Origin of the sequence: Mesonia algae (genome assembly GCF_003253545.1) — a bacterium.
In the GTDB taxonomy this organism is placed as follows: Bacteria; Bacteroidota; Bacteroidia; order Flavobacteriales; family Flavobacteriaceae; genus Mesonia; species Mesonia algae.
Window position 1 is genome coordinate 658,773 of the sequence record NZ_QKYV01000001.1, and the last position, 21,317, is coordinate 680,089.

At 32.7% G+C, this 21,317-nt stretch carries 17 protein-coding genes; 12 read left to right on the forward strand and 5 right to left on the reverse strand.

Features of this window, described 5'->3' with window-relative positions:
* The first annotated feature begins 1 nt into the window (after position 1).
* The 3 genes from LX95_RS03105 to LX95_RS03115 all read left to right on the forward strand — a co-directional run bounded on the left by LX95_RS03105 (position 2) and on the right by LX95_RS03115 (position 1,719).
* Entirely contained in the window at positions 2-385 is a 384-nt protein-coding gene (locus LX95_RS03105) for a TraR/DksA family transcriptional regulator (protein ID WP_111539949.1), read from the forward strand.
* A gap of 63 nt (positions 386-448) precedes the next feature.
* Positions 449-1,072, forward strand: a complete 624-nt coding sequence (locus tag LX95_RS03110; RefSeq protein ID WP_111539950.1) for a DUF4097 family beta strand repeat-containing protein — start codon at positions 449-451, stop codon at positions 1,070-1,072.
* A 35-nt stretch (positions 1,073-1,107) separates the two neighbouring features.
* Complete coding sequence (locus LX95_RS03115; protein ID WP_111539951.1) at positions 1,108-1,719, forward strand: lipoprotein signal peptidase; 612 nt, start codon at positions 1,108-1,110, stop codon at positions 1,717-1,719.
* On the opposite strand, the gene LX95_RS03120 is transcribed toward LX95_RS03115, so the two are convergent.
* Genes LX95_RS03120 through LX95_RS03135 form a run of 4 tightly spaced genes read right to left on the reverse strand, consistent with a single transcriptional unit; the run spans position 1,716 to position 4,572 of the window.
* Positions 1,716-2,279 carry a 5-formyltetrahydrofolate cyclo-ligase gene (locus LX95_RS03120; RefSeq protein WP_245924714.1) on the reverse strand — a complete coding sequence of 188 codons (564 nt, stop codon included), beginning with the start codon at positions 2,277-2,279 and terminating at the stop codon, positions 1,716-1,718. The two genes, LX95_RS03115 and LX95_RS03120, sit on opposite strands and share 4 nt — an antisense overlap.
* 1 nt (position 2,280) lies before the next feature.
* Complete coding sequence (locus tag LX95_RS03125; protein ID WP_111539953.1) at positions 2,281-3,252, reverse strand: succinylglutamate desuccinylase/aspartoacylase family protein; 972 nt, start codon at positions 3,250-3,252, stop codon at positions 2,281-2,283.
* A 5-nt stretch (positions 3,253-3,257) separates the two neighbouring features.
* On the reverse strand, positions 3,258-4,130 hold the full coding sequence (gene rimK / locus LX95_RS03130; RefSeq protein WP_111539954.1) for a 30S ribosomal protein S6--L-glutamate ligase: 873 nt from the start codon (positions 4,128-4,130) through the stop codon (positions 3,258-3,260).
* Positions 4,131-4,137: 7 nt separating this feature from the next.
* Entirely contained in the window at positions 4,138-4,572 is a 435-nt protein-coding gene (locus tag LX95_RS03135; protein ID WP_111539955.1) for an ATP-dependent zinc protease family protein, read from the reverse strand.
* Between the two features lie 257 nt (positions 4,573-4,829).
* Here LX95_RS03135 and uvrC point away from each other — a divergent pair, with 257 nt between their 5' ends.
* The 8 genes from uvrC to LX95_RS03175 all read left to right on the forward strand — a co-directional run bounded on the left by uvrC (position 4,830) and on the right by LX95_RS03175 (position 17,221).
* Entirely contained in the window at positions 4,830-6,635 is a 1,806-nt protein-coding gene (gene uvrC, locus LX95_RS03140) for an excinuclease ABC subunit UvrC (RefSeq protein ID WP_111539956.1), read from the forward strand.
* Positions 6,632-8,875, forward strand: a complete 2,244-nt coding sequence (locus tag LX95_RS03145) for a patatin-like phospholipase family protein (RefSeq protein WP_111539957.1) — start codon at positions 6,632-6,634, stop codon at positions 8,873-8,875. The genes uvrC and LX95_RS03145 overlap by 4 nt, the downstream gene beginning before the upstream one ends.
* 92 nt (positions 8,876-8,967) lie before the next feature.
* Entirely contained in the window at positions 8,968-10,137 is a 1,170-nt protein-coding gene (locus tag LX95_RS03150; RefSeq protein WP_111539958.1) for a homogentisate 1,2-dioxygenase, read from the forward strand.
* Positions 10,138-10,242: 105 nt separating this feature from the next.
* On the forward strand, positions 10,243-11,412 hold the full coding sequence (gene hppD / locus LX95_RS03155; RefSeq protein WP_111539959.1) for a 4-hydroxyphenylpyruvate dioxygenase: 1,170 nt from the start codon (positions 10,243-10,245) through the stop codon (positions 11,410-11,412).
* A 298-nt stretch (positions 11,413-11,710) separates the two neighbouring features.
* Positions 11,711-12,484, forward strand: a complete 774-nt coding sequence (locus tag LX95_RS03160; protein WP_111539960.1) for a DUF3108 domain-containing protein — start codon at positions 11,711-11,713, stop codon at positions 12,482-12,484.
* Between the two features lie 121 nt (positions 12,485-12,605).
* Positions 12,606-13,844, forward strand: coding sequence for a M23 family metallopeptidase (locus LX95_RS03165; protein WP_111539961.1), 1,239 nt, complete (start codon positions 12,606-12,608; stop codon positions 13,842-13,844).
* Positions 13,845-13,971: 127 nt separating this feature from the next.
* Complete coding sequence (locus LX95_RS03170; RefSeq protein WP_111539962.1) at positions 13,972-16,653, forward strand: TonB-dependent receptor; 2,682 nt, start codon at positions 13,972-13,974, stop codon at positions 16,651-16,653.
* A 127-nt stretch (positions 16,654-16,780) separates the two neighbouring features.
* Positions 16,781-17,221 (forward strand): hypothetical protein, encoded by a 441-nt coding sequence (locus tag LX95_RS03175; protein ID WP_111539963.1) that lies wholly within the window; start codon positions 16,781-16,783, stop codon positions 17,219-17,221.
* A gap of 121 nt (positions 17,222-17,342) precedes the next feature.
* On the opposite strand, the gene LX95_RS03180 is transcribed toward LX95_RS03175, so the two are convergent.
* Positions 17,343-18,428 carry an endonuclease/exonuclease/phosphatase family protein gene (locus LX95_RS03180; RefSeq protein WP_245924715.1) on the reverse strand — a complete coding sequence of 362 codons (1,086 nt, stop codon included), beginning with the start codon at positions 18,426-18,428 and terminating at the stop codon, positions 17,343-17,345.
* A 138-nt stretch (positions 18,429-18,566) separates the two neighbouring features.
* Between LX95_RS03180 and LX95_RS03185 the strand changes: the two genes are divergently transcribed.
* Positions 18,567-21,314 (forward strand): carboxypeptidase-like regulatory domain-containing protein, encoded by a 2,748-nt coding sequence (locus LX95_RS03185; RefSeq protein WP_111539998.1) that lies wholly within the window; start codon positions 18,567-18,569, stop codon positions 21,312-21,314.
* The last annotated feature ends 3 nt before the right edge of the window (positions 21,315-21,317 follow it).

A 21,317-nucleotide genomic window follows, 5' to 3' on the forward strand; every position in this document is an offset into this window, starting at 1 on the left:
TATGAACACAGAAACTACAGAAAGATACAGCGATGCAGATTTAGAAGAATTTAGAACAATTATTCTAGAGAAAATGGCTAGTGCTAACAAACAACTAGAGATGTATAAAAGTGCCTATATGAACGATAGTTCTAATGGTACAGATGATACTTCTCCAACCTTTAAAGCATTTGATGAAGGTAGCGAAACCATGAGTAAAGAAGCGAACTCACAGTTAGCAATTCGTCAAGAGAAATTTATAAGAGACCTAAAAAATGCGATTATTCGTATAGAAAATAAGTCTTACGGAATTTGCCGTGTAACAGGAAAACTAATTAAGAAAGAAAGATTAATGTTGGTTCCTCATGCAACTTTAAGTATTGAAGCGAAGAACCTTCAAAAATAAACATATTATTTTATAATCAATTTAAACGCTCCTTTTAGGAGCGTTTTTTGATATATTAAGTTGATGAGGTATACTTTTTTTATTCTTTTCTTAGCACTAGTTTTTTCAGCGAAAGCACAATCTATCGTAGAGAGAAAAATAGCTGTTGACCACATAGAGCAGCTTCATTTAAAAGTTGATGAAGTTTTTGCTGTATATATATCTACTAATCCAAAAATTAACGAGCTAAAGATAAAATCTTATTCTGAAGGGGAATATGCTCAAAATATAGGGTTTAACTTTACGGAAGAAAATAAAACCTTAACTGTTCAAACCGTTTTTCCTGAAATTTTAACCAGTGGTTACGATAAGTTAAGCGCTCACAAAGTATTTGCAGTACGTTTAGAGATAGAAATACCAGAACATAAAAGCGTCATTATTCAATCTGATCTTGCTTCCGTTTACGGAAGTGGAAATTATACTTATTTTGAAGCAGAGTTGAAATCGGGAAGGTGTGAATTACATCAATTTTCGGGTAAAGCGCTTATCAACACCTTTAAAGGAGATATTGAGGTGGGAACTCTCGAAGAAAAGATAACAGCTTTTTCTACTCACGGTACGGTGAAAATGGAACCTACTTTTAAAAAAGGAAATAAAATTTCTTTAAAAAGTATTGATGGTGACATTAATGTAAGGCATGAAGAATAAAAATAGTATTTTTACGACCTTAAAATGCCTAATCCATGTCCATTAAGAAAGCGACGCTATTTATTATCTTAGTCTTACTCATAGACCAAATCTCAAAAATTTATATTAAAACCAATTTTGTATTGGGCGAAGACGTTCACGTTTTTGACTGGTTTAAAATACTTTTTATAGAAAATAATGGTATGGCTTGGGGAGCCCAAATCCCAGGTGAGTATGGGAAATTAATTTTAACCCTTTTTAGATTAGTTGCCATCGTTGGTATTGGGTACTGGCTTTGGGATTCGGTAAGAAAAAACGGATCTAGGGTTTTAATTATATCTATTTCTTTAATTTTTGCTGGTGCTCTGGGAAATATTATCGATTCCGTTTTTTACGGACTTATATTTAACGACAGTACTAATCAATTAGCGAGCTTTATGCCTGCTGAAGGTGGTTACGGAACCTTATTTCACGGTAAGGTTGTAGATATGCTTTATTTCCCGCTATGGAGCGGCGTTTTACCCGAATGGATTCCTTTTTGGGGTGGAGAATACTTTACCTTTTTTGAACCTGTATTTAATATCGCAGATTCTGCTATTACAATTGGGGTAATTTTATTGATTATCTTCAATAAAAGAGCATTTCCTAAAGAGGAGAAACAAGATTAAAACGTATAAACTTTCTCTGGTGTAACACAATAATCCAAAGGTATATCTAAGGGGGAAGCTTCAATAGGATGTTTTTCTGCTTCAAAAAAAGAGAGACCTATTTTGACCACATTTGGTGAGCATTTTTCTAAAAATCGGTCGTAAAAACCTTTACCGTAGCCAATTCTATTTCCGTTAAGGTCAAAAGCAAGAAGCGGAAGAAAAACTACTTCTAGTTGTTGAGGTTGTATTTCTATTCCGTTTTGTGGTTCAGGAATTCCCCACTCATTTACTTTTATAGGTGTAGCATCTGTCAATAAAAAATGTTGCATTTCTAAAGTTTTAAAATCACTTTTAGAAACCACCACGTTTTTATCTTTTCCGCTAAGGATATGGAGTAGAAATTCGGTATCCACTTCTTTATGTTGAGCAATACTTAGAAATAAGTGATAAAACTGATAATCCCAAACAGGCAGGGACAAAAGTTGATTGGCAATTGCCATACTTTTCTCTTCTATTTCCTCTTTAGATAATAGCGTTCTTTTTGTTTTGTATGCTTTACGGATTTGATTTTTACTCACTCTAAGCGTGTTTTGAAATATGAAAAATAGCATCTCCTTGGTAAACAATAGGAGCCTGATTAACATTGATCACATAACCTGTAGTGTTGGCTTTTACTTTATGTCTAAACTCTCCATAAGGATCGGTAATAATGGCAATGTATTCTCCTTTTTCTACCGCTTTCCCAATAGGAATTTTTATGTGTAGAAGTCCGCTATATTTAGCTCTTACCCAAGCGCTTTGTTCTATAAGAATAGTTTTATCTTCTTTTACAGGTACTTCTATACTATCTTGAAGCATCTCTAAATGACTTAAAATACGCATGGTTCCTTCTACACCTGCTTTTGCAATGTTTTTATTGCTATCTAAAGATTTTCCTCCTTCAAATAATAAAATAGGTTTTCCCATTTTGGCACAAGCATCTCTAAAAGACTTAGCAATGTTTGCAGAATATACGGTAAATGGAGCATTAAATATTTGAGCATATTTCATAAGCTCATCGTCGTTTTTTCTAATTCTAATTTGCGAAGCATTAAAACGACTGGCTCCACCCGTATGAAAATCTAAACAAAGATCTGCTACTGGTAATATTTCTTGCACAAATTGGTAGGCAAATCTACTGGCTAAAGCTCCATTTTGAGATCCAGGAAACATTCGGTTAAGGTCACGACCATCGGGAAACTCTCTCGTTAGATTGAGAAACCCAAAAATATTAACTACAGGAATACAAATGACTGTACCTTTTTTAGGCTTATTGATTTTTTTGGCAATAATTTGCCGAATTACCTCAATCCCATTAATTTCATCTCCGTGAATACCTGCCGTAAGTAAAATAATGGGACCTGGATTTTTAGAGCGCTCAATAATAATAGGCACTTCTACTGGGCTGGTGGTAAAAAGTTTTGCGGTATTAAAATTAATACGAGCACTTTCACCTGGCTTTATACGTTGTTCTAAAATAGTAAGAACATTTTTTTTATCGATATAAGCCATATCGTCTATATGTTTTTTTCGATGTATCTAATAATGGTTTTAGCAATATCTTTTCCAGTGGCTTTTTCTATTCCTTCTAAGCCTGGAGAAGAGTTAACCTCAAGAATTAAAGGTCCGCGTGTACTTTGTAATAAATCTACTCCGGCAACACCTAAGCCCATGGCTTTACAGGCTTTTACAGCTGCAATTTCTTCTTCATCGGTCAACTGAATCACTTCTGCAGAGCCTCCACGGTGTAAATTAGATCTAAATTCTCCTTCTTTTCCTTGTCTTTTCATGGCACCTACTACGTGACCATCGACCACAAAAGCTCTAATATCTGCTCCTTTTGCTTCTTTGATAAATTCTTGAACTATCACACGAGCTTGTAAGCCGTTAAATGCTTCAATAACCGATTGTGCTGCATTTTTAGTTTCTGCTAAAACTACACCAAGACCTTGAGTTCCTTCTAAAAGTTTTATGACCAAGGGCGTGCCACCAACTTGATTAATAACTCCTTCTACGTCTCGAGAATAGTTAGTAAAAACAGTTTTTGGTAAACCTATTTTAGCACGAGATAATACCTGTAAGCTTCTTAATTTATCTCTACTTCTTACTAAAGCTTCAGAATCTATGGTGGTGAAAGCACCCATCATTTCAAATTGGCGTACCACAGCAGTACCGTAAAAGGTAACCGATGATCCTATTCTAGGAATAATAGCATCTACGTTTTCTATGTACCCACCTTTATAATAAATGTTGGGTTTTCTTTTTTCAATTACGATATCGCATTTAAGCGGATCAATAACTTCTACTTCGTGCTTTCTTTTTTTAGCCGCTTCAACCAAACGTTTAGTAGAGTATAAATTGGCGTTTCTTGATAATATTTTAATATTCATAATAGTGTTATTGATCTTGTTGTTGAAAAGATAAATCTTTTAGTTGGGTATCGACGATAAATTTATCGTTTAAAAACTTTCTTCCGATAAGGACAGGGAATTTCATTTCTTGTCGATCATTCAGCGAAAGCGAAATTTTATAAGTCTTATTAAATAATTGAATGGTAGATTTTACTTCATAACGCTTTTGCGCTAGTCCGTTACTACTTCTAACTGTAATTTTTTTGTATTCTTTAAATGTAAATATCATCGAGTTATATTGGGGGTGATCTTCATCTAAAAATGTACATTTAAGAATGCCATTTTCTTCTCTAATGTCTTTACAGTGAATAGAGGAGGTGTATGCACCCGTATCTATCTTTATAGCAATCTCTTCGAGTTGTAAATCGGGAAAATTTACAATATCACTTCGTCCAATAATTTTTTTCTCTTTCTTATACATGTGGTAAAAATAACAATCTCACTGTTTTAACCATAAAATTTGTTTTAAACTAACAGTTTCTTAATCTACTTAAAAATAAACGAAGCAAAAAATATAGGTTTGATTTTCTTTAAAAATAAGAATACCTGGTATTAAAAACTTAAATTTATGGAAGAAATAAGGCTCCAAAAATAAACTAAAATGTTTAATAAAAAATAGTTTTTAAGGATACTCACAGTTTCTTTTAAAAGTATAAAACATACTTTATCTTTGAGGGTATGGAGCAGGCATCTTTAGAGGTACAAATAAAAACCCTTCCTTCTAGTCCGGGGGTCTATCAATACTATGATAAGAACGGGAAAATTCTTTATGTAGGAAAGGCTAAAAATCTAAAAAAAAGGGTAAACTCTTATTTTAATAAAAAGCACGATAGCCACCGCATTGGCGTGATGGTTAAGAAAATACACGATATAAAACATATCGTTGTTAATTCTGAAACCGATGCTTTACTGTTAGAAAACAACCTTATAAAAAAATACCAGCCACGTTTTAACGTGATGCTTAAGGATGATAAAACCTATCCTTGGATTTGTATAAAAAACGAACGTTTTCCTAGAGTGTTTCCTACGCGTAGAGTCATAAAAGATGGGAGTGAATATTACGGGCCTTTTACCAGTTTTAAAACAGTAAATACTTTACTAGATCTTATTAAAGGTTTATATCAATTGCGAACTTGTAATTATGATTTGGCCGAAGAAAAAATTCAGCAAGGAAAATATAAAGTTTGCTTAGAATATCATTTAGGAAACTGTAAAGGTCCTTGTGAAGGAAATCAATATGAGATTGAGTACAATAAAAATATAGAGCACATTCGGCAAATTGTAAAAGGAGATTTTAAAGACTCTTTATTAAAGTTTAGGGAGCAAATGAAAATGCACGCCGAAGCTATGGAGTTTGAAGAAGCTCAAAAAATTAAAGATAAAATAGATGTTCTAGAAAAGTATCAATCTAAATCTACGGTAGTTAATCCTAAAATTAATAATGTAGATGTTTTCTCTATAACGAGTGATGAAGGCTATGGTTATGTCAATTTTTTACAGCTTTCTCACGGTTCAATTATTCGATCACATACTATCGAAATGAAAAAAAAGCTAGAGGAAAGCGATAAAGAACTCCTTGAACTTGCGGTTGTAGAAATTAGGCAACGTTTTAACTCTCTGTCGAGGGAAATTTATGTGCCTTTTTCAATTAACTTAGGAGAAGATATAAAAGTGACAGTTCCTAAATTAGGTGATAAAAAAGCGATTGTAGATTTATCTTTACGGAATGCGAAATACTTCCGTCAAGATCGTTTTAAGCAAATGAAAATTATTGATCCAGATCGTCATGTCAATCGATTAATGGCGCAAATGAAAAAAGATTTGCGACTTCATGAAGAACCAAGACATATAGAATGTTTTGATAATTCTAACATACAAGGAACCAACCCAGTTGCAGCTTGTGTAGTTTTTAAGAACGGAAAGCCAAGTAAAAGAGATTACCGTAAATTTAATATTAAAACCGTAGAAGGTCCAGATGATTTTGCATCTATGGAAGAAGTGGTGTTTAGAAGGTATAGAAGACTTTTAAATGAGGATGAACCTTTACCGCAACTCATTATTATTGATGGAGGAAAAGGTCAATTATCTTCTGCGGTAAAAGCATTAGATGATTTAGGCTTACGCGGAAAAATAGCCATAATAGGTATTGCTAAACGTTTAGAAGAATTGTTTTATCCGGGAGATAAATATCCTCTATATTTAGACAAAAAAACGGAAACCTTAAAAATTATTCAACAGTTAAGAAATGAAGCCCACCGTTTTGGGATAACTTTTCATAGAAATAAGAGAAGTAATGCTGCGCTAGGAACCGAACTAGAATCTATAGAAGGGATTGGAGAAAAGACAGCGGTAGAGTTATTAAAGCAATTTAGATCGATTAAGAGAATTTCAGAGGCTACAAAAAAAGAGCTAGTAGATGTGGTAGGAGTTTCTAAAGGGAGCTTAGTGTTCGAGTTTTATCAGAAAAAAAAGGAAAAAGAATGAAAAACCTGCTTTACATTTTCTTGTTCTTGACAGGAAGTATTTTTGCTCAGGAAAACACCGCTTCAAAAAAAGATTTGAAAGTAGGAGTGGTTCTAAGCGGTGGCGGAGCAAAAGGGTTGGCGCATATTGGTGCGTTAAAAAAAATTGATGAAGCAGGGATAAGAGTAGATTATATTGCAGGAACAAGTATGGGGGCAATAATAGGCTCATTGTATGCAGCAGGATATACACCTCACCAATTAGATTCTATTTTTAGAGAAACCAATTTCAATACTTTAATACAAGATGATCTTCCTCGAAGTGTAAAAACTTTTTACGAACGTAAAGATTCAGAACGTTATACACTTACCTTGCCTTTTGATGATTTTAAGCTTTCATTTCCTTCGGGATTATCAAAAGGACAAAATCTTTATAATCTTCTTTCGCAGTTAACAGCTCATGTAAATAACATTCAGCAATTTGAAAATCTACCAATTCCATTTTTTTGCATAGGAACTAATATGGAAACTGGGGAAGCTGTTATTTTAGAAAATGGGTCTTTGGCGCAGGCAGTTTCTGCAAGCGGAGCAATCCCTACATTATTTAGTCCAGTAGAAATTGAAGGAAAATTGATGACAGATGGAGGAATTGCTAATAACTATCCTATTGAAGAACTAAAATCTAGGGGAGTCGATTTTATTATTGGTGTAGATGTACAAGATAGTTTGGTAGATAGAAAGAAGCTCCAATCGGTTTTTGAGATTATGACACAGGTCAATAATTTTAGAACGATTGAAGCCATGAAAGAAAAAAGAGAAAAAACAGATTTATATATAAAACCAGATATTATAGATTTTTCAGTTCTTTCTTTTGAAAAGGGCAGTAAAATTATAGAAAAAGGAGAAGAAGCTGCTGATAAAAAAATTCAAGAATTGAAAGCAATTGCAGCTCAACAAAACCCTCAAAAATATGAAGTAAGAAAACCCGTCATACTTCAAGATTCAATTTACATTCATCAAATAGAGATTGTAGGAAATCACAATTATCCTAGAAATTATATTCGTGGTAAATTAAAGTTGGAGACACAAAGATTAACTTCATATCAAGATTTAAACAGGGGGATTAATACACTCTCTGCCACAGGAAATTTTAAACGCGTAGAATACAGTCTTGTGCCTAATGCGAAAAACACCTATAACCTAAGATTGAGAGTAACCGAAAATAAAAATAACACCTATTTACGCTTAGGCTTACATTATGATGAGTTGTTTAGAAGTGCTGCATTGGTAAACCTCACGAAAAAAAGTTTGTTTTTAACTAACGATATTATTTCGTTAGATTTCATTGCGGGAGATAATTTTAGATACGATTTTCAATACTATATAGATAAAGGAAACTATTGGAGTATAGGAGTCAACTCGAGAGTGAGTCAATTTAATAAGGACGTAGACTTCGATTTTTTAAAACAAAATTCAACTATTGGTGATTATAATGTAAATAAAGTAGAGTTAGAAAACTTTGATTTTACCAATCAAATTTACGCAGAAACCTTCTTTTTAAAATTTTTTAAATTAGGTTTAGGTGCGGAACATAAATATTCAAAAGTTGAAACCGAAACTATTATAGATCAAGAGGCAGATGAACAACTTCCATTTACTATATTAGAACAAAGCAATGTATTTAGTGCTTTAGGTTATTTAGAATATGATACCTACGATAATTCTTATTTTCCGAGTAAGGGGATTCATTTTAGAGGAGATTTTAATCTATATCTTTTCGACTCTAGGTCTACTTTTAATTTTTCAGAATTTTCAATAGCAAAAGGAACAGTAGGCTATGCATTTAGTCCGTTGCCAAAAGTAAGTACCAGATTGCAAACCGAAACAGGATTTCGAGTAGGAAATAACGATATGTCTTTTCTTAATTTTTCCCTTGGCGGATATGGTAACCTACCTATTAATAATATTGTTCAATTTTATGGATATGACTTTTTTACCATTACAGGAGACAGTTATATAAAAGGGTTAATAGATATAGATTATGAATTTATTAAAAAAAACCACCTTATTGCCAGCTATAATATAGCCAACGTAGATGATGATTTGTATAAAACAGGAGAATGGTTTTCTTCACCAGATTTTACAGGTTTCGCTCTTGGTTATGGCTTAGAAACTATTTTAGGACCTGTAGAGTTAAAGTACACCTATTCTCCAGAGAGAGGTGAAAGCGAATGGTTTTTTGCACTAGGGTATTATTTCTAGGTTTTAAAGAGCATTTAAAATTTTAAAAAGCAAGCTCACAAAAAACAATAGAATAGAAAATTTTCCGATATTTGTGAAAAGCCCATTTAGTTATGCCATTTTATCATAAATTAGGAAAAATACCTCCCAAACGTCATACGATATTCAAAAAGCCCAATGGTGATTTGTATTATGAACAACTTTTTGGGACCATAGGTTTTGACGGGATGTCTACCAATCTTTATCACGAACATCGACCAACACAAATAAAGAGTGTAAAAGACCCTTATAGCATAAAGCCTAAAATTGCAGTAGAAAACAATATAAAATCATATCGCTTTCGCGGATTTCAAACTGTTCCCGCGCCAGATTTTTTAGAAAGTAGAAAAGTAGTTTTAACCAATTCAGATTGTTCGATTGCCTTAGCGGCACCACAAGAATCTATGGGAGACTATTTTTATAAAAATTCAGATGAAGATGAACTTCTTTTTATTCATAAAGGAACAGGGAAGTTAAGAACTCACTTAGGGAATCTCGACTTTAAATATGGAGATTATCTTTTAATACCAAGAGGGACTATTTATAAAATAGATTTTGATGATGAAGATAATCGCTTATTTATTGTAGAGTCTAACAGACCTATTTATACTCCAAAGCGCTATAGAAATCATTTTGGTCAATTACTAGAACATTCTCCTTTTTGCGAAAGAGATATAAGAAGACCTTATGAGTTAGAAACCAATGATGAGAAAGGAGAATTTCTCATGAAAATAAAAAAACAAGGAGAAATATTTGACGTTACTTATGCTACTCACCCTTTTGATGTAGTAGGTTATGACGGTTACAATTATCCTTACGCATTTTCAATTCACGATTTTGAGCCTATTACAGGTCGAATTCATCAACCACCACCAGTACATCAAACCTTTGAAACCGATGCTTTCGTAGTATGCAGTTTCTGTCCGAGATTATACGATTATCATCCAGAATCTATTCCGGCGCCTTATAATCATAGTAATATTGATAGTGATGAGGTGTTGTATTATGTAGACGGAGATTTTATGAGTAGAAATGATATTGATGCAGGTCATATCTCCTTGCATCCTTCAGGAATTCCTCACGGTCCACATCCAGGAGCGGTAGAAAGAAGCATAGGGCAAACTAAAACTGAAGAGCTTGCAGTGATGGTAGATACTTTTAAGCCTTTAAAAGTTACTGAGGAAGGAATGAAAATAGCAGATGACACTTATCACAAATCTTGGTTAGACGAAAATCATGCTTAGCGAAAAATTACAATTAAACATTTCCGCGCAAGCGAGAGCTATGTGGTAAACTATTTATAGATAGTGCATAGTTTTAAGAATGTTTAATAATATAAAAATAAGAAAATGAGTAAAAAAAATATAGAATCAGTTAATTACGGATTAGAAAAAATATTTGAAGGAGCGCAAGATTTTTTGCCGCTCTTGGGTACAGATTACGTAGAGTTATATGTAGGTAATGCAAAGCAAGCCGCACATTTTTATAAGACAGCGTTTGGATTCCAGTCGCTAGCTTATAAAGGACTTGAAACTGGAAGTAGAGATACTGTCTCTTACGTATTAAAACAAGATAAAATAAGATTGGTGTTAACTTCTCCTTTAACTTCAAAACAAGAAGACATCAATAACCATATTGTTAAGCATGGGGACGGAGTTAAAGTTGTCGCTCTATGGGTAGAAGATGCAAGATCTGCTTGGGAAGAAACTACAAAACGCGGAGCTAAATCTTTTTTAGAGCCAACGGTTGAGAAAGATGAAAGTGGAGAAATTGTAAAAGCTGGAATCTACACTTACGGAGAAACGGTTCATATGTTTATTGAGCGTAAAAACTTTAACGGAACATTTTTACCTGGTTACGTAAAATGGGAATCAGATTATAGTCCAGAACCAGTTGGTTTAAAATTTATTGACCATATGGTAGGAAATGTAGGTTGGAATGAAATGGACGTATGGGTAAAATGGTATGAGGATGTAATGGGGTTTGTTAACTTCCTTTCTTTTGATGATAAACAAATACATACTGAATACTCTGCTTTGATGAGTAAGGTGATGAGTAATGGTAATGGAAGAATAAAATTCCCAATCAATGAACCTGCTGAAGGGATGAAGAAATCTCAAATTGAAGAGTATTTAGATTTTTATGAAGGTCCTGGGGTACAACACATCGCAGTAGCAACAGATGATATTATTAAAACCGTATCAGATTTAAGATCACGAGGTATCGAGTTTCTTTCTACACCACCAGAAGAATATTATAAAGCGGTACCGGGTAGATTAGAAGAACACAGCCACGAATTAAGAGAAGATATTGAAAGATTAAAAAGTTTAGGAATTATGGTAGATGCCGACGAAGAAGGTTATTTACTACAAATCTTTACTAAGCCAATACAAGACAGGCCAACCTTATTTTTTGAGATAATTCAACGAATGGGAGCTCGAGGATTTGGTGCAGGTAACTTTAAAGCTCTTTTTGAGTCTATTGAAAGAGAGCAAGAATTGCGAGGAACACTTAACTAACTCACAAATAGTTAGAGATTGATTAGCTAAAATGTGTTTTATTTACTGATTTGATATAGAAAAGGTTAAAGTTTATTTTTTTACATTCTACCTTTGCAAGTTGCTGTACTTTTGCACAGCATTTTTGGAGTGGTTACCAAAATTGTAAATTTGAAATTTTTTTTCATAAATTTAAGTTTTAGTTGGTTAATAAGCATTAAACCCCATCATTAAATTTGATGGGGTTTTTTGTTTTTCTATTTTTGGAATAGAAATTGTAAAATAATTAAAAGAGCCTCCATTAACCAACTTGTCATTTATGAAAAAATCAGTTTTAATTATAGCAATTTGCTTGATAAATATTTCCGCTTTAGCGCAATCAGAAAAAGCATATAAGGCAGGAGAATGGTTTAAATTTAGAATTCACTATGGGTGGTTTAATGCTAGTTATGCTACACTAGAGGTGAAAGATGAAGTTTATAATAATAAAGAAGCCTTTTATATAATTGGTAAAGGAAAATCTACCGGATTACTAGATTTATTTTTTGAGGTTGATGATGATTACCAAACTTATATTTCTAAAGAAACACAACTGCCTTTACATTTTATAAGAAAAATAAGCGAAGGAGGTCATACTAAAGACAAAGAGATATATTTTAATCAAAATAAAAATGTCGCAAGAGTAGTTGACAATAAGCATAAAACAGAAAAGACTTTTTCAACTAAAAAAGAAGTTCAGGATATGTTATCTGTTTTTTATTTTTTAAGAAATAAAATAGATCGTAAAACCATTGAGCCTGGAGATGAAATTGTACTCGATTTGTTTTTTGACGATGAAAATTATCGTTTTAAAACTGTTTTTTTAAAGAGAGAAGTCGTAAAAACTAAGTTTGGAAAGGTTAAATGTTTAAAATTTAGACCTTATGTACAGGCAGATCGCATATTTGAAGAAGAAGAAAGTCTAACGTTTTGGGTAAGTGATGATGAAAATAAAATGCCTGTAAAAATTAAAGCAGAGCTGGCTGTAGGTTCTCTCGAAGCAGATTTAGAAGAATACAAAGGTTTAAAAAATCCATTCTCAGCAAAAAAATAGAACAAAGCTTATCTAAAGGTTAAATAAAGCATAATAAATAAGCTGCTATTAAGTTGTATAGAAGTATAGCATTAAATATTTTTGATAAAATTTTTTAAAAATATAACTGAACCAATTTCTTTTGAAAAAAATATCTTACCTCCCTTTAATATTATTAATTCTAATTGCAGTTGGCTGTGAGTTTGACGAGGCGCCAAAAGAAGAAGTCCAAACAGAAATAAAAAAACCAAAACCTTCTATTAAAGAGTATGGTTTTACACTAGATGATTATCAAGTCTATAGAGATACGGTAAGATCGGGCGATAGTTTTGGAGCGATAATGGATTCTCATGGAGTTACTAGAGGGAGAGTTTTTGAGGTTTCAGAAAAAGTAAAAGATGTTTTTGATCCTGCTAGAATCAATGTTGGTAAACCCTACACTATATTAAAGTCAAAAGATTCTTTATCTAATGTGGAGGTATTCATCTACGAAGAAAGTAGAATAAATTATACGGTTGTTAATTTAAAAGATAGTATTTCTGCTTTAAGAAATAAAAAGCCGGTAACTATTAAAAAAAATATAGTATCAGGAGTGATAACTTCTTCTCTTTCTGCTGCTATGGACAATGAGGGATTAAGTATTTTACTAGCAGATAAGTTAGCCGATATTTACCAATGGAAAATAGATTTCTTTAAAATTCAAAAAGGAGATCAGTTCAAAATTATTTATAACGAAAAATATATAAACGATACGGTCTACGCCGGATTAGCAAACATAGAGGCGGCTGTATTAACGCATTATAAGAATCCATATTACGCTTTTGAATTTGGTAAAGACTCCCTTAGCGGATTTGCGAAATTTTATGATGAAGAAGCTAATTCACTTCAAAGTTTCTTTCTAAAAGCTCCATTAAAATATTCTAGAATCTCTTCACGATATACCAAAAGAAGGTTTCATCCTGTTCAAAAAAGATGGAAAGCTCATAAAGGAACAGATTATGCTGCACCTACAGGCACTCCAATCTGGTCAACTGCAGATGGTGTAGTTATTAAGTCGAGTTACACGAGAGGAAATGGAAATTACGTAAAAGTACGTCACAATGATAAGTACACCACTCAATATTTGCACATGTCTAAACGTAATGCAAAAGTGGGTCAACGTGTAAAACAAGGTGATGTTATAGGCTATGTAGGTAGTACAGGGCTTGCAACAGGTCCACACGTTTGTTATCGTTTTTGGGTTTACGGAAAACAGGTGGATCCTTACAAGCAAAATTTACCCAGTTCAGAACCTCTTAAAGAGTCTCTAAAGCCTATGTATTTTGCGAAAATGGACTCTCTAAAAAAAGATTTAGGTCAGATAAAATTCAAAGAAATTTAGACCTTCAGGAGACTTAAAATAATACTTAACATTTTAGTAACCCAAAAGTTAAGATTTTCATAATAAAAAATGAACTTTTTATTGTTAGATTTGCGGCGACAAAACAAAACAAATAAAAGTCTTCAAAATGAAAAACTTATTTTTATTAACGATGTTGTTATCAACATCTTTTCTTTTCGCTCAGGGTATCGTGACAGGTACTATTACTGATTCTGAGATGAAAACACCATTGCCTGGTGCAAACGTTACTGTAGCAGGGACAAACAATGGAACCACTACAAATTTTGATGGTAAATTCTCTTTAAACGTAGAAACTACAACTGGTAAAATTGTACTTTCATACGTAGGGTTTCAAAAACAAGAAATTGAATTCACTGTAAAAAATGGGGAAACCGTAGATTTAGGTTCATTTGCTTTAATGGCTGATGAAAATGCACTAGGTGAAATTGTAGTTATAGGAAAAGGGGTAGTCGATGTTGCTATAGGTAGAGACACTCCGGTTGCTGTAAGTACCGTAACATCAAAGGACATTCAGAGAAGATCGGGTAACGAAGAATTTCCTACTTTATTAAGAACTATGCCTTCTGTGTATGCCAATACTTCTGGAGGAGGTTATGGAGATTCAGAAGTACGTGTACGTGGTTTTGATCAAAGTAATACTGCTGTGTTATTAAACGGTCAACCAATTAACGGTATGGAAGATGGTAAAATGTACTGGTCTAACTGGCAAGGGGTAAAAGATATTGCAAGTGCAGTACAAGTACAAAGAGGTTTAGGAGCTTCAAAATTAGCTATTTCATCTGTAGGTGGTACTATTAATATTGTTACTCAAACTTATAATAGTGTAGAAAGAGGTTATGTTCAGCAAGAAATTGCTAATAATAATTATACAAAATCTACAGCTTACTACTCAACAGGAGCAAATGATAAAGGTTGGTCTTCTACTTACATGCTTTCTTACTGGAAAGGAGATGGTAACTTCTATGAAGGTACAGAAGGAAACGGATTAACGTATTTCTTTTCTGTAGGATATAAGCCATCAGATGAACATGCTTTCAACTTATTGCTTACAGGTGCGCCTCAAACTCACGACCAAGCTTATCAAAACAGTATAGGTGATGCACTGCAATATGGACGTAAGTATAACTCTAACTGGGGTTATAAAGATGGAAAATACTATAATGAAAGAACTAATTTTTACCATAAGCCAGTATTAAACTTAAACTGGGACTGGAATATTAGTGAAAAATCTGATTTATCTACTGTTGTATATGCTTCTATAGGTAGAGGTGGAGGAACTGGCCCTTTAGGTTCTTTTGATAATAAATACAATAGTAACGGTCAAATAGATTTTGATGCAATAGTTGCAAATAATAGAAGTTTAGCTACTACAGATGTTGCTGGTAATGATTTACTTATTGGTGAAGATGAAGATAATATGGGTTACATCACCAGAGCTTCAATGAACAATCACTTTTGGGTAGGTGCGGTGTCTAACTTTAATCATAAGATTAATGAAAATTTAGAGTTTAATGTTGGTTTGGATTATCGTTTTTATCACGGAGATCACTACAGACAGGTAAATGATTTCTTAGGATTAGACGGTTGGAGAGAAACTGGTAATGGTTCTATTCCTAATGGGCAAATTGTATTGCAAGATTATAAGGTTAATCTTTTTAACCCAACGTTTAATGTAGCAAAATCAGATCAGCAAATTGATTATAGTAACTCTGAAGATATTGCATATATTGGAGGTTTTGGTCAGGTTGAATATAAAACAGATAAATTTTCTACTTTTTTACAAGGAGCTTTATCTAACCAAAAACATACACGATACGATTACTTTGCTTATACTTTACCATCAGAACAAGAATCAGAAAGTGTAGAAAATGTAGGGTACAATGTAAAAGGTGGTGCTAATTATAATATTAATGATCAGCATAATATATATGCTAATGCAGGTTTTTACTCAAGACAACCTTTTCATGATAATGTTTATTTAACTTATACTAATGATATTAATCCTTTAGCGGAAAATGAAGATATTACAGGATTAGAATTAGGATATGGTTTCAAAAGTAAAATCTTTAGCGCTAATTTAAATGCTTATTATACAAAATGGGCAAATAGAACTAATACAGAAGAAGATCGCTTAGACTTGGATGAAGATGGAATAGATGAATTTTACTTCTCTAACTATACGCAGATTGAGCAGACACATATGGGATTAGAGTTAGATTTTATCTCTAGACCCGTTGAAACTTTACCGTTAACCATAAAAGGTTTTGCATCTGTAGGAAACTGGAAATACTCAGATAATCCTAATTTAAACTTAATTAGACAAGACGATTTATCTGTAGTAGAGTCTCAGTCTGGAAAATCTTATGTAGATGGTGAAAAAATTGGTGACGCACCACAACTATCTTTCAATTTAGGAGTACAGTACAATATTTTAGATAATTTATCTATAGATGCAGACTGGTTCTTATATGATCAATTATTTGCAGGGATTAGTCCTTTAGATTTTACAGATCCTGAAGCAGATAATAAAGTAGTAGAATTGCCTTCTTATGATATTTTTAGACTAGGAGCTTCTTACAGACTAAAGTTAGAAGGAAAAAAATCTTTAGACTTTAGAGCAAATGTAGATAACTTATTCAATGAAGTTTATTTAACTAGTTTAAGTTCTAACAGAGCAGTTACTGCAGATACAGATGCAGGGAATGTTTATAGAGGTATTAACACGTCTAACAGAGGTAGCTTTGGTTTTGATAGACAATGGAGTTTAAGCGTTAAATTTAACTTCTAGATTTGCTTTAATACTTAATTTTTAGAGAAAAAGCCTGCTGATTTCAGCAGGCTTTTTTTTATGTGTTAATTTATATGTTAGGAGTAACTTATAATAAATAGTATATTTGAATTTAAAAATTTAAAACATGTATAGAGCTATTTATTATTTACATTCTTATTGGGCGTATATGGTGATTTTAGTTGTTTTTTTAGCAACTATCAATGCGCTTATTGGGGCGTTTACTAAAAAACCTTATGGAGCAAAAGATTTTAGAATTTCCCTGTTTGCTTTAATTTGCACACACCTTCAATTACTTATTGGTCTTATCTTATTTTTTGTTTCTCCAAAAATAGTTTGGTTTTCAGAAAACGTTGATATGGGACTAATCATGAAAAACAGTACCATGAGAATGTATAATGTAGAGCATCCTTTGCTTATGATTATTGCTATTGTGCTAATTACTATAGGATATTCTAAGCATAAGAAGAAATTATCTTCAGCGCCAAAATTTAAAACTTTAGCTATATTTTATACCTTGGCGTTTGCTGCAATATTAGCAATGATACCTTGGTCTATTTGGATATAAAGTTCTATTGTAACTATTGGTCAGCTTTAACTTTATTGACCACCGTTAGATGGTGAAATCTACAAACAAAAAATCCGCTCATTTGAGCGGATTTTTTGTTTGTAGATTTTCAGGTTTTATTCTATTGTATTTCTTTTATAAGATGAACATATACAGGAAAGTGATCACTGTATCCTCCAGAGAATCCTCCATCAGAGAAACTTCTGTATGGGTAACCTTTATATCTTCCTCTTGGGTTACTTAAAAATTGAGGATTGTAAACTCCAGCTTTGTAAAATCGGTAGGTAGAATAATCTTTTTCAATTAAAGGTTTGCTTAAAATCATTTGGTCAAATAAATCCCAGCTATCTCTATAGGCAATGGTTCCTATACCTTTCTTTTGCATATTCTCCATAGGATTGTATAAACCTTTCAGTTCAACATCTTCCATTTCCGCTTTAGCTCCTAAAACTTCTTTTACACTTGTATTATAAGGGCCGTCATTTAAATCTCCCATAGTTATAATTTTTGCATAAGGATCTATTACGTGTAAAGAGTCTATTATTTCTTTATTAAGTGCTGCAGCTTTCTCTCTTTTAAAACGACTTCTTGCTTCTCCTCCACTTCTTGAAGGCCAGTGATTTACGATGAAATGAATATCATCTCCATCTAATTTACCAGATACTACTAATTGATCCCTTGTATATACTCTTTTCTCTGGGTCGTTAGCATCATAAATCAATAATTCGTGAGAATTGGTATTAGTTACTTTAAACAATTTCTTTTGATATAAAAGAGCGACATCGATTCCTCTTCTATCGGGAGAATCAAAATGAACAATGCCATAGTCGTAAGGCAATAAGGCTTCTTGGTTCGCAAGGTCTTCCAAGACTTTTCTGTTTTCAGCTTCACAAACACCTACAACTGCTGGTGCATTCTTAGAAACATCGGCACCAATTTTTGGAATCACATAGGCCATGTTTTTTAATTTCTTTTGATAAACCCCTTCTCTTAGACCTTCACCCATTTCCATAATAGGAGAATACTCATCCATAATAGTTTCATCATTTTCAGCATCAAAAAGGTTTTCCAAATTGTAAAAAGCAACAGTATTTACTTTAAAAGTTTTTTCTTTATTACTTTTAGAGTTGTTGTTTTCGCTCGTTTTTTGTGTGGAGCCGCAACTAAACATTAATAGAGCAGCAGCGAAGTACAATAGTTTATTCATGATTGTTAAATATTATTTAAATGTAAAATTTTTATGTTAAGAGTTTCCAAAAGTAGGTATTGTAGATAAAATATGTACATTTGCAGCCGGAAAATAATGTTTTCTTAACTTAAACTAATGTTAATCAATATTTTAAAGATGAAAAAAGGATTTATTCTTTTTGCATTATTGCTTTTCTCAGCAATTTCGTTTTCACAAACGAATGTGATGGGAAGTGTAGTAGATGCGACAACTAATGAAAATTTACCCGATGTAGAGGTTGCTATCGAAGATAGTAATTTAAGAGTGATGACTAATGCATCAGGAGAGTTTAACTTTGTTGCTTTTGAAGTCCCATTGGGGGAACAAATTGTAACTTTTACAAAAGATGGCTTTATCTCGAAGAGATTTCCTGTTATTATTAATGAGAATGAATCTTTAAATTTAGATGTAATTTCTTTAGAAGTTGATATCAATGAAGAAAATTTTCAAATAGGTACTATAAGTTTATCTGATAATGAATTAAGTAGTGACGAAAGTGCTGCTGACAATTTATCTGGTTTGTTGCAAGCTTCAAGAGATGTTTTTCTAAATGCTGCAGCATACGATTTTAGTGCAACTTTTTTTAGACCTAGAGGTTTTGATTCTGAAAATGGGAAAGTTCTTATTAATGGAATTGAAATGAATAAAATGTATAACGGTAGACCACAATGGAGTAATTGGGGAGGGTTGAACGATGCTATGCGTAATCAAGTCTTTACAATGGGGTTATCTGCCAACGAGAATACATTTGGAGATTTAGCAGGAACTACAAATGTAGTTATGAGAGCTTCTCAATATCAAAAAGGGGGGCGTGTTTCTTACGCTTCTTCTAATAGAAGTTATAGAGGTAGAGTAATGGCTTCATATAATTCAGGACTTACGGACAATGGTTGGGCTTATAGTTTTTTAGCTTCTAGAAGATTTGGTGAAGAAGGTTTTAATGATGGTTCTTTATATGATGCTAATTCATTTTTTGCTGCTGTAGAAAAGAAAATAAATGAAAAGCATAGTTTAAATTTAACGGCATTTTACACGCCTAATAGAAGAGGGAAGTCTTCTCCTAATACACAAGAAGTTTTCGACTTAAAAGATATCAGCTATAATTCTTATTGGGGATATCAAGATGGAGAAATAAGAAACTCTAGAGTAAGAGAGATTGAAGAGCCTGTTATAATGTTAAATCATTATTGGGATATTTCAAAGAAGACAAGATTAAATACGAATGTTGCCTATCAATTTGGTAAAGTAGGAAATAGTAGATTAGGTTATGATAATGCTCCTAACCCAGATCCAACGTATTACCAAAAATTACCAAGTTATTTTTTAGGTAATCCAGATGGAGCAGATTATGCAGGCGCTTATGGTGCTTCAGAGTCTTTTAGAAATGATGGACAAATTGACTGGGATGCAATGTATCAAGCAAATATTTTTAGCGGAGGAACTTCTAAATATTATTTGTACGAGGATCGTAATGATGATAAGCAATTGACAGCTAATACTATTATATCTTCAGATATTACCAATAATATCACATTAAATGGATCATTAGGTTATAAGAGATTGAACTCTCGTAATTTTGCTAATATGATCGATTTACTAGGAGGTAGTGGTTATTTAGATATCGATACTTTTAATCAAGGTGATGCTGCTCAAAATAACTTAGAAAATCCAAATAGAGTTTTAGGAGAGGGTGATACTTTTAAATATGATTATGAATTAGATGCTTCTGAATATAATGGTTTTGCTCAAGCGCAATTTAGTTATAACAAAATAGATTTTTATGCTGGTGCAAATGTTGAAAAAACAACTTACCAGAGAAATGGTTTATATAGAAATGGTAGTTTTCCTACCAATTCATTAGGTGAAAGTGAAGAATTAGATTTTACTACTTACGGTGTTAAAGCTGGAGCTACCTATAAAATAACAGGACGTCATTTAGTAACCTTGAACGGAGCTTACTTTACGGATGCCCCAACGTTAAGAAACTCTTTTTCAAATTCTAGACAAAATAATAGTACTGTTTTAGGTTTAGAAGAGGAAACTGTAAAAAATGTAGATTTAAGTTATGTATATAGATCACCTAAAGTAAAAGCAAGGCTTACGGGGTATTATACAAAAATGGAAGATGCTACCGAAATTGCTTTTTACTATGCAGATGGAATCTCTGGTTTAGGTAGAAATGTAAATACAGCTTTTGTACAAGAGGTATTAACCAATATCGATAAAAGACATATAGGTGCAGAATTAGGTATTGAAGCTCAAGTAACACCAACGATTAAATTAAAAGGGGCGGCTTCTTATGGAGAGTATGTATATGCTAATAATCCAGATTTATATTTAACTTCAGATGATTTTCAACAAGAATTAGATTTCGGGAAATCTTATTTAAAAGATTATAAAGTAGCTGGAGGGCCTCAACAAGCTTACCAAATAGGTTTTGAATATAGAGATCCAGATTACTGGTGGTTTGGAGCAACTTCAAACTTTTTCTCTAATGCTTACGTAGATGTATCTCCGATTACAAGATCTCAAAATTTTTATGCAGATTTTGACGGAGCACCATTTAATGATTATGATGCTGAAACTGCAAGGGGATTATTAAAACAAGAAGAGTTTGATAGTTATATGTTGGTGAATGTAGTAGGAGGAAAGTCTTGGAAAGTAAATGATTACTTTGTAGGTTTCTTTGCTACAATAAATAATGTGCTAGATAAAGAGTATAAAACTGGAGGTTTTGAGCAAGGAAGAAGTGCTAATTATAGAACTTTATCTGAGGATGTAAGTAATGAAAAGAGAGTATTCGGGCCTAAGTACTGGTATGGATATGGAACTACTTACTATTTGAATGTTTACGTTAGATTTTAAAAA

Excerpts from the sequence above, each read along its gene's own strand:
- LX95_RS03160 (WP_111539960.1), top strand. The coding sequence starts at position 11,711 with ATGAAAAAATCAGTTTTAATTATAGCAATTTGCTTGATAAATATTTCC.
- LX95_RS03150 (WP_111539958.1), top strand. The coding sequence starts at position 8,968 with ATGCCATTTTATCATAAATTAGGAAAAATACCTCCCAAACGTCATACG.
- LX95_RS03185 (WP_111539998.1), top strand. The coding sequence starts at position 18,567 with ATGAAAAAAGGATTTATTCTTTTTGCATTATTGCTTTTCTCAGCAATT.
- uvrC (WP_111539956.1), top strand. The coding sequence starts at position 4,830 with ATGGAGCAGGCATCTTTAGAGGTACAAATAAAAACCCTTCCTTCTAGT.
- LX95_RS03145 (WP_111539957.1), top strand. The coding sequence starts at position 6,632 with ATGAAAAACCTGCTTTACATTTTCTTGTTCTTGACAGGAAGTATTTTT.
- LX95_RS03125 (WP_111539953.1), bottom strand. The coding sequence starts at position 3,252 with ATGGCTTATATCGATAAAAAAAATGTTCTTACTATTTTAGAACAACGT.
- LX95_RS03180 (WP_245924715.1), bottom strand. The coding sequence starts at position 18,428 with ATGAATAAACTATTGTACTTCGCTGCTGCTCTATTAATGTTTAGTTGC.
- hppD (WP_111539959.1), top strand. The coding sequence starts at position 10,243 with ATGAGTAAAAAAAATATAGAATCAGTTAATTACGGATTAGAAAAAATA.
- LX95_RS03110 (WP_111539950.1), top strand. The coding sequence starts at position 449 with ATGAGGTATACTTTTTTTATTCTTTTCTTAGCACTAGTTTTTTCAGCG.
- LX95_RS03135 (WP_111539955.1), bottom strand. The coding sequence starts at position 4,572 with ATGTATAAGAAAGAGAAAAAAATTATTGGACGAAGTGATATTGTAAAT.
- LX95_RS03105 (WP_111539949.1), top strand. The coding sequence starts at position 2 with ATGAACACAGAAACTACAGAAAGATACAGCGATGCAGATTTAGAAGAA.
- LX95_RS03170 (WP_111539962.1), top strand. The coding sequence starts at position 13,972 with ATGAAAAACTTATTTTTATTAACGATGTTGTTATCAACATCTTTTCTT.
- LX95_RS03115 (WP_111539951.1), top strand. The coding sequence starts at position 1,108 with ATGTCCATTAAGAAAGCGACGCTATTTATTATCTTAGTCTTACTCATA.
- LX95_RS03175 (WP_111539963.1), top strand. The coding sequence starts at position 16,781 with ATGTATAGAGCTATTTATTATTTACATTCTTATTGGGCGTATATGGTG.
- rimK (WP_111539954.1), bottom strand. The coding sequence starts at position 4,130 with ATGAATATTAAAATATTATCAAGAAACGCCAATTTATACTCTACTAAA.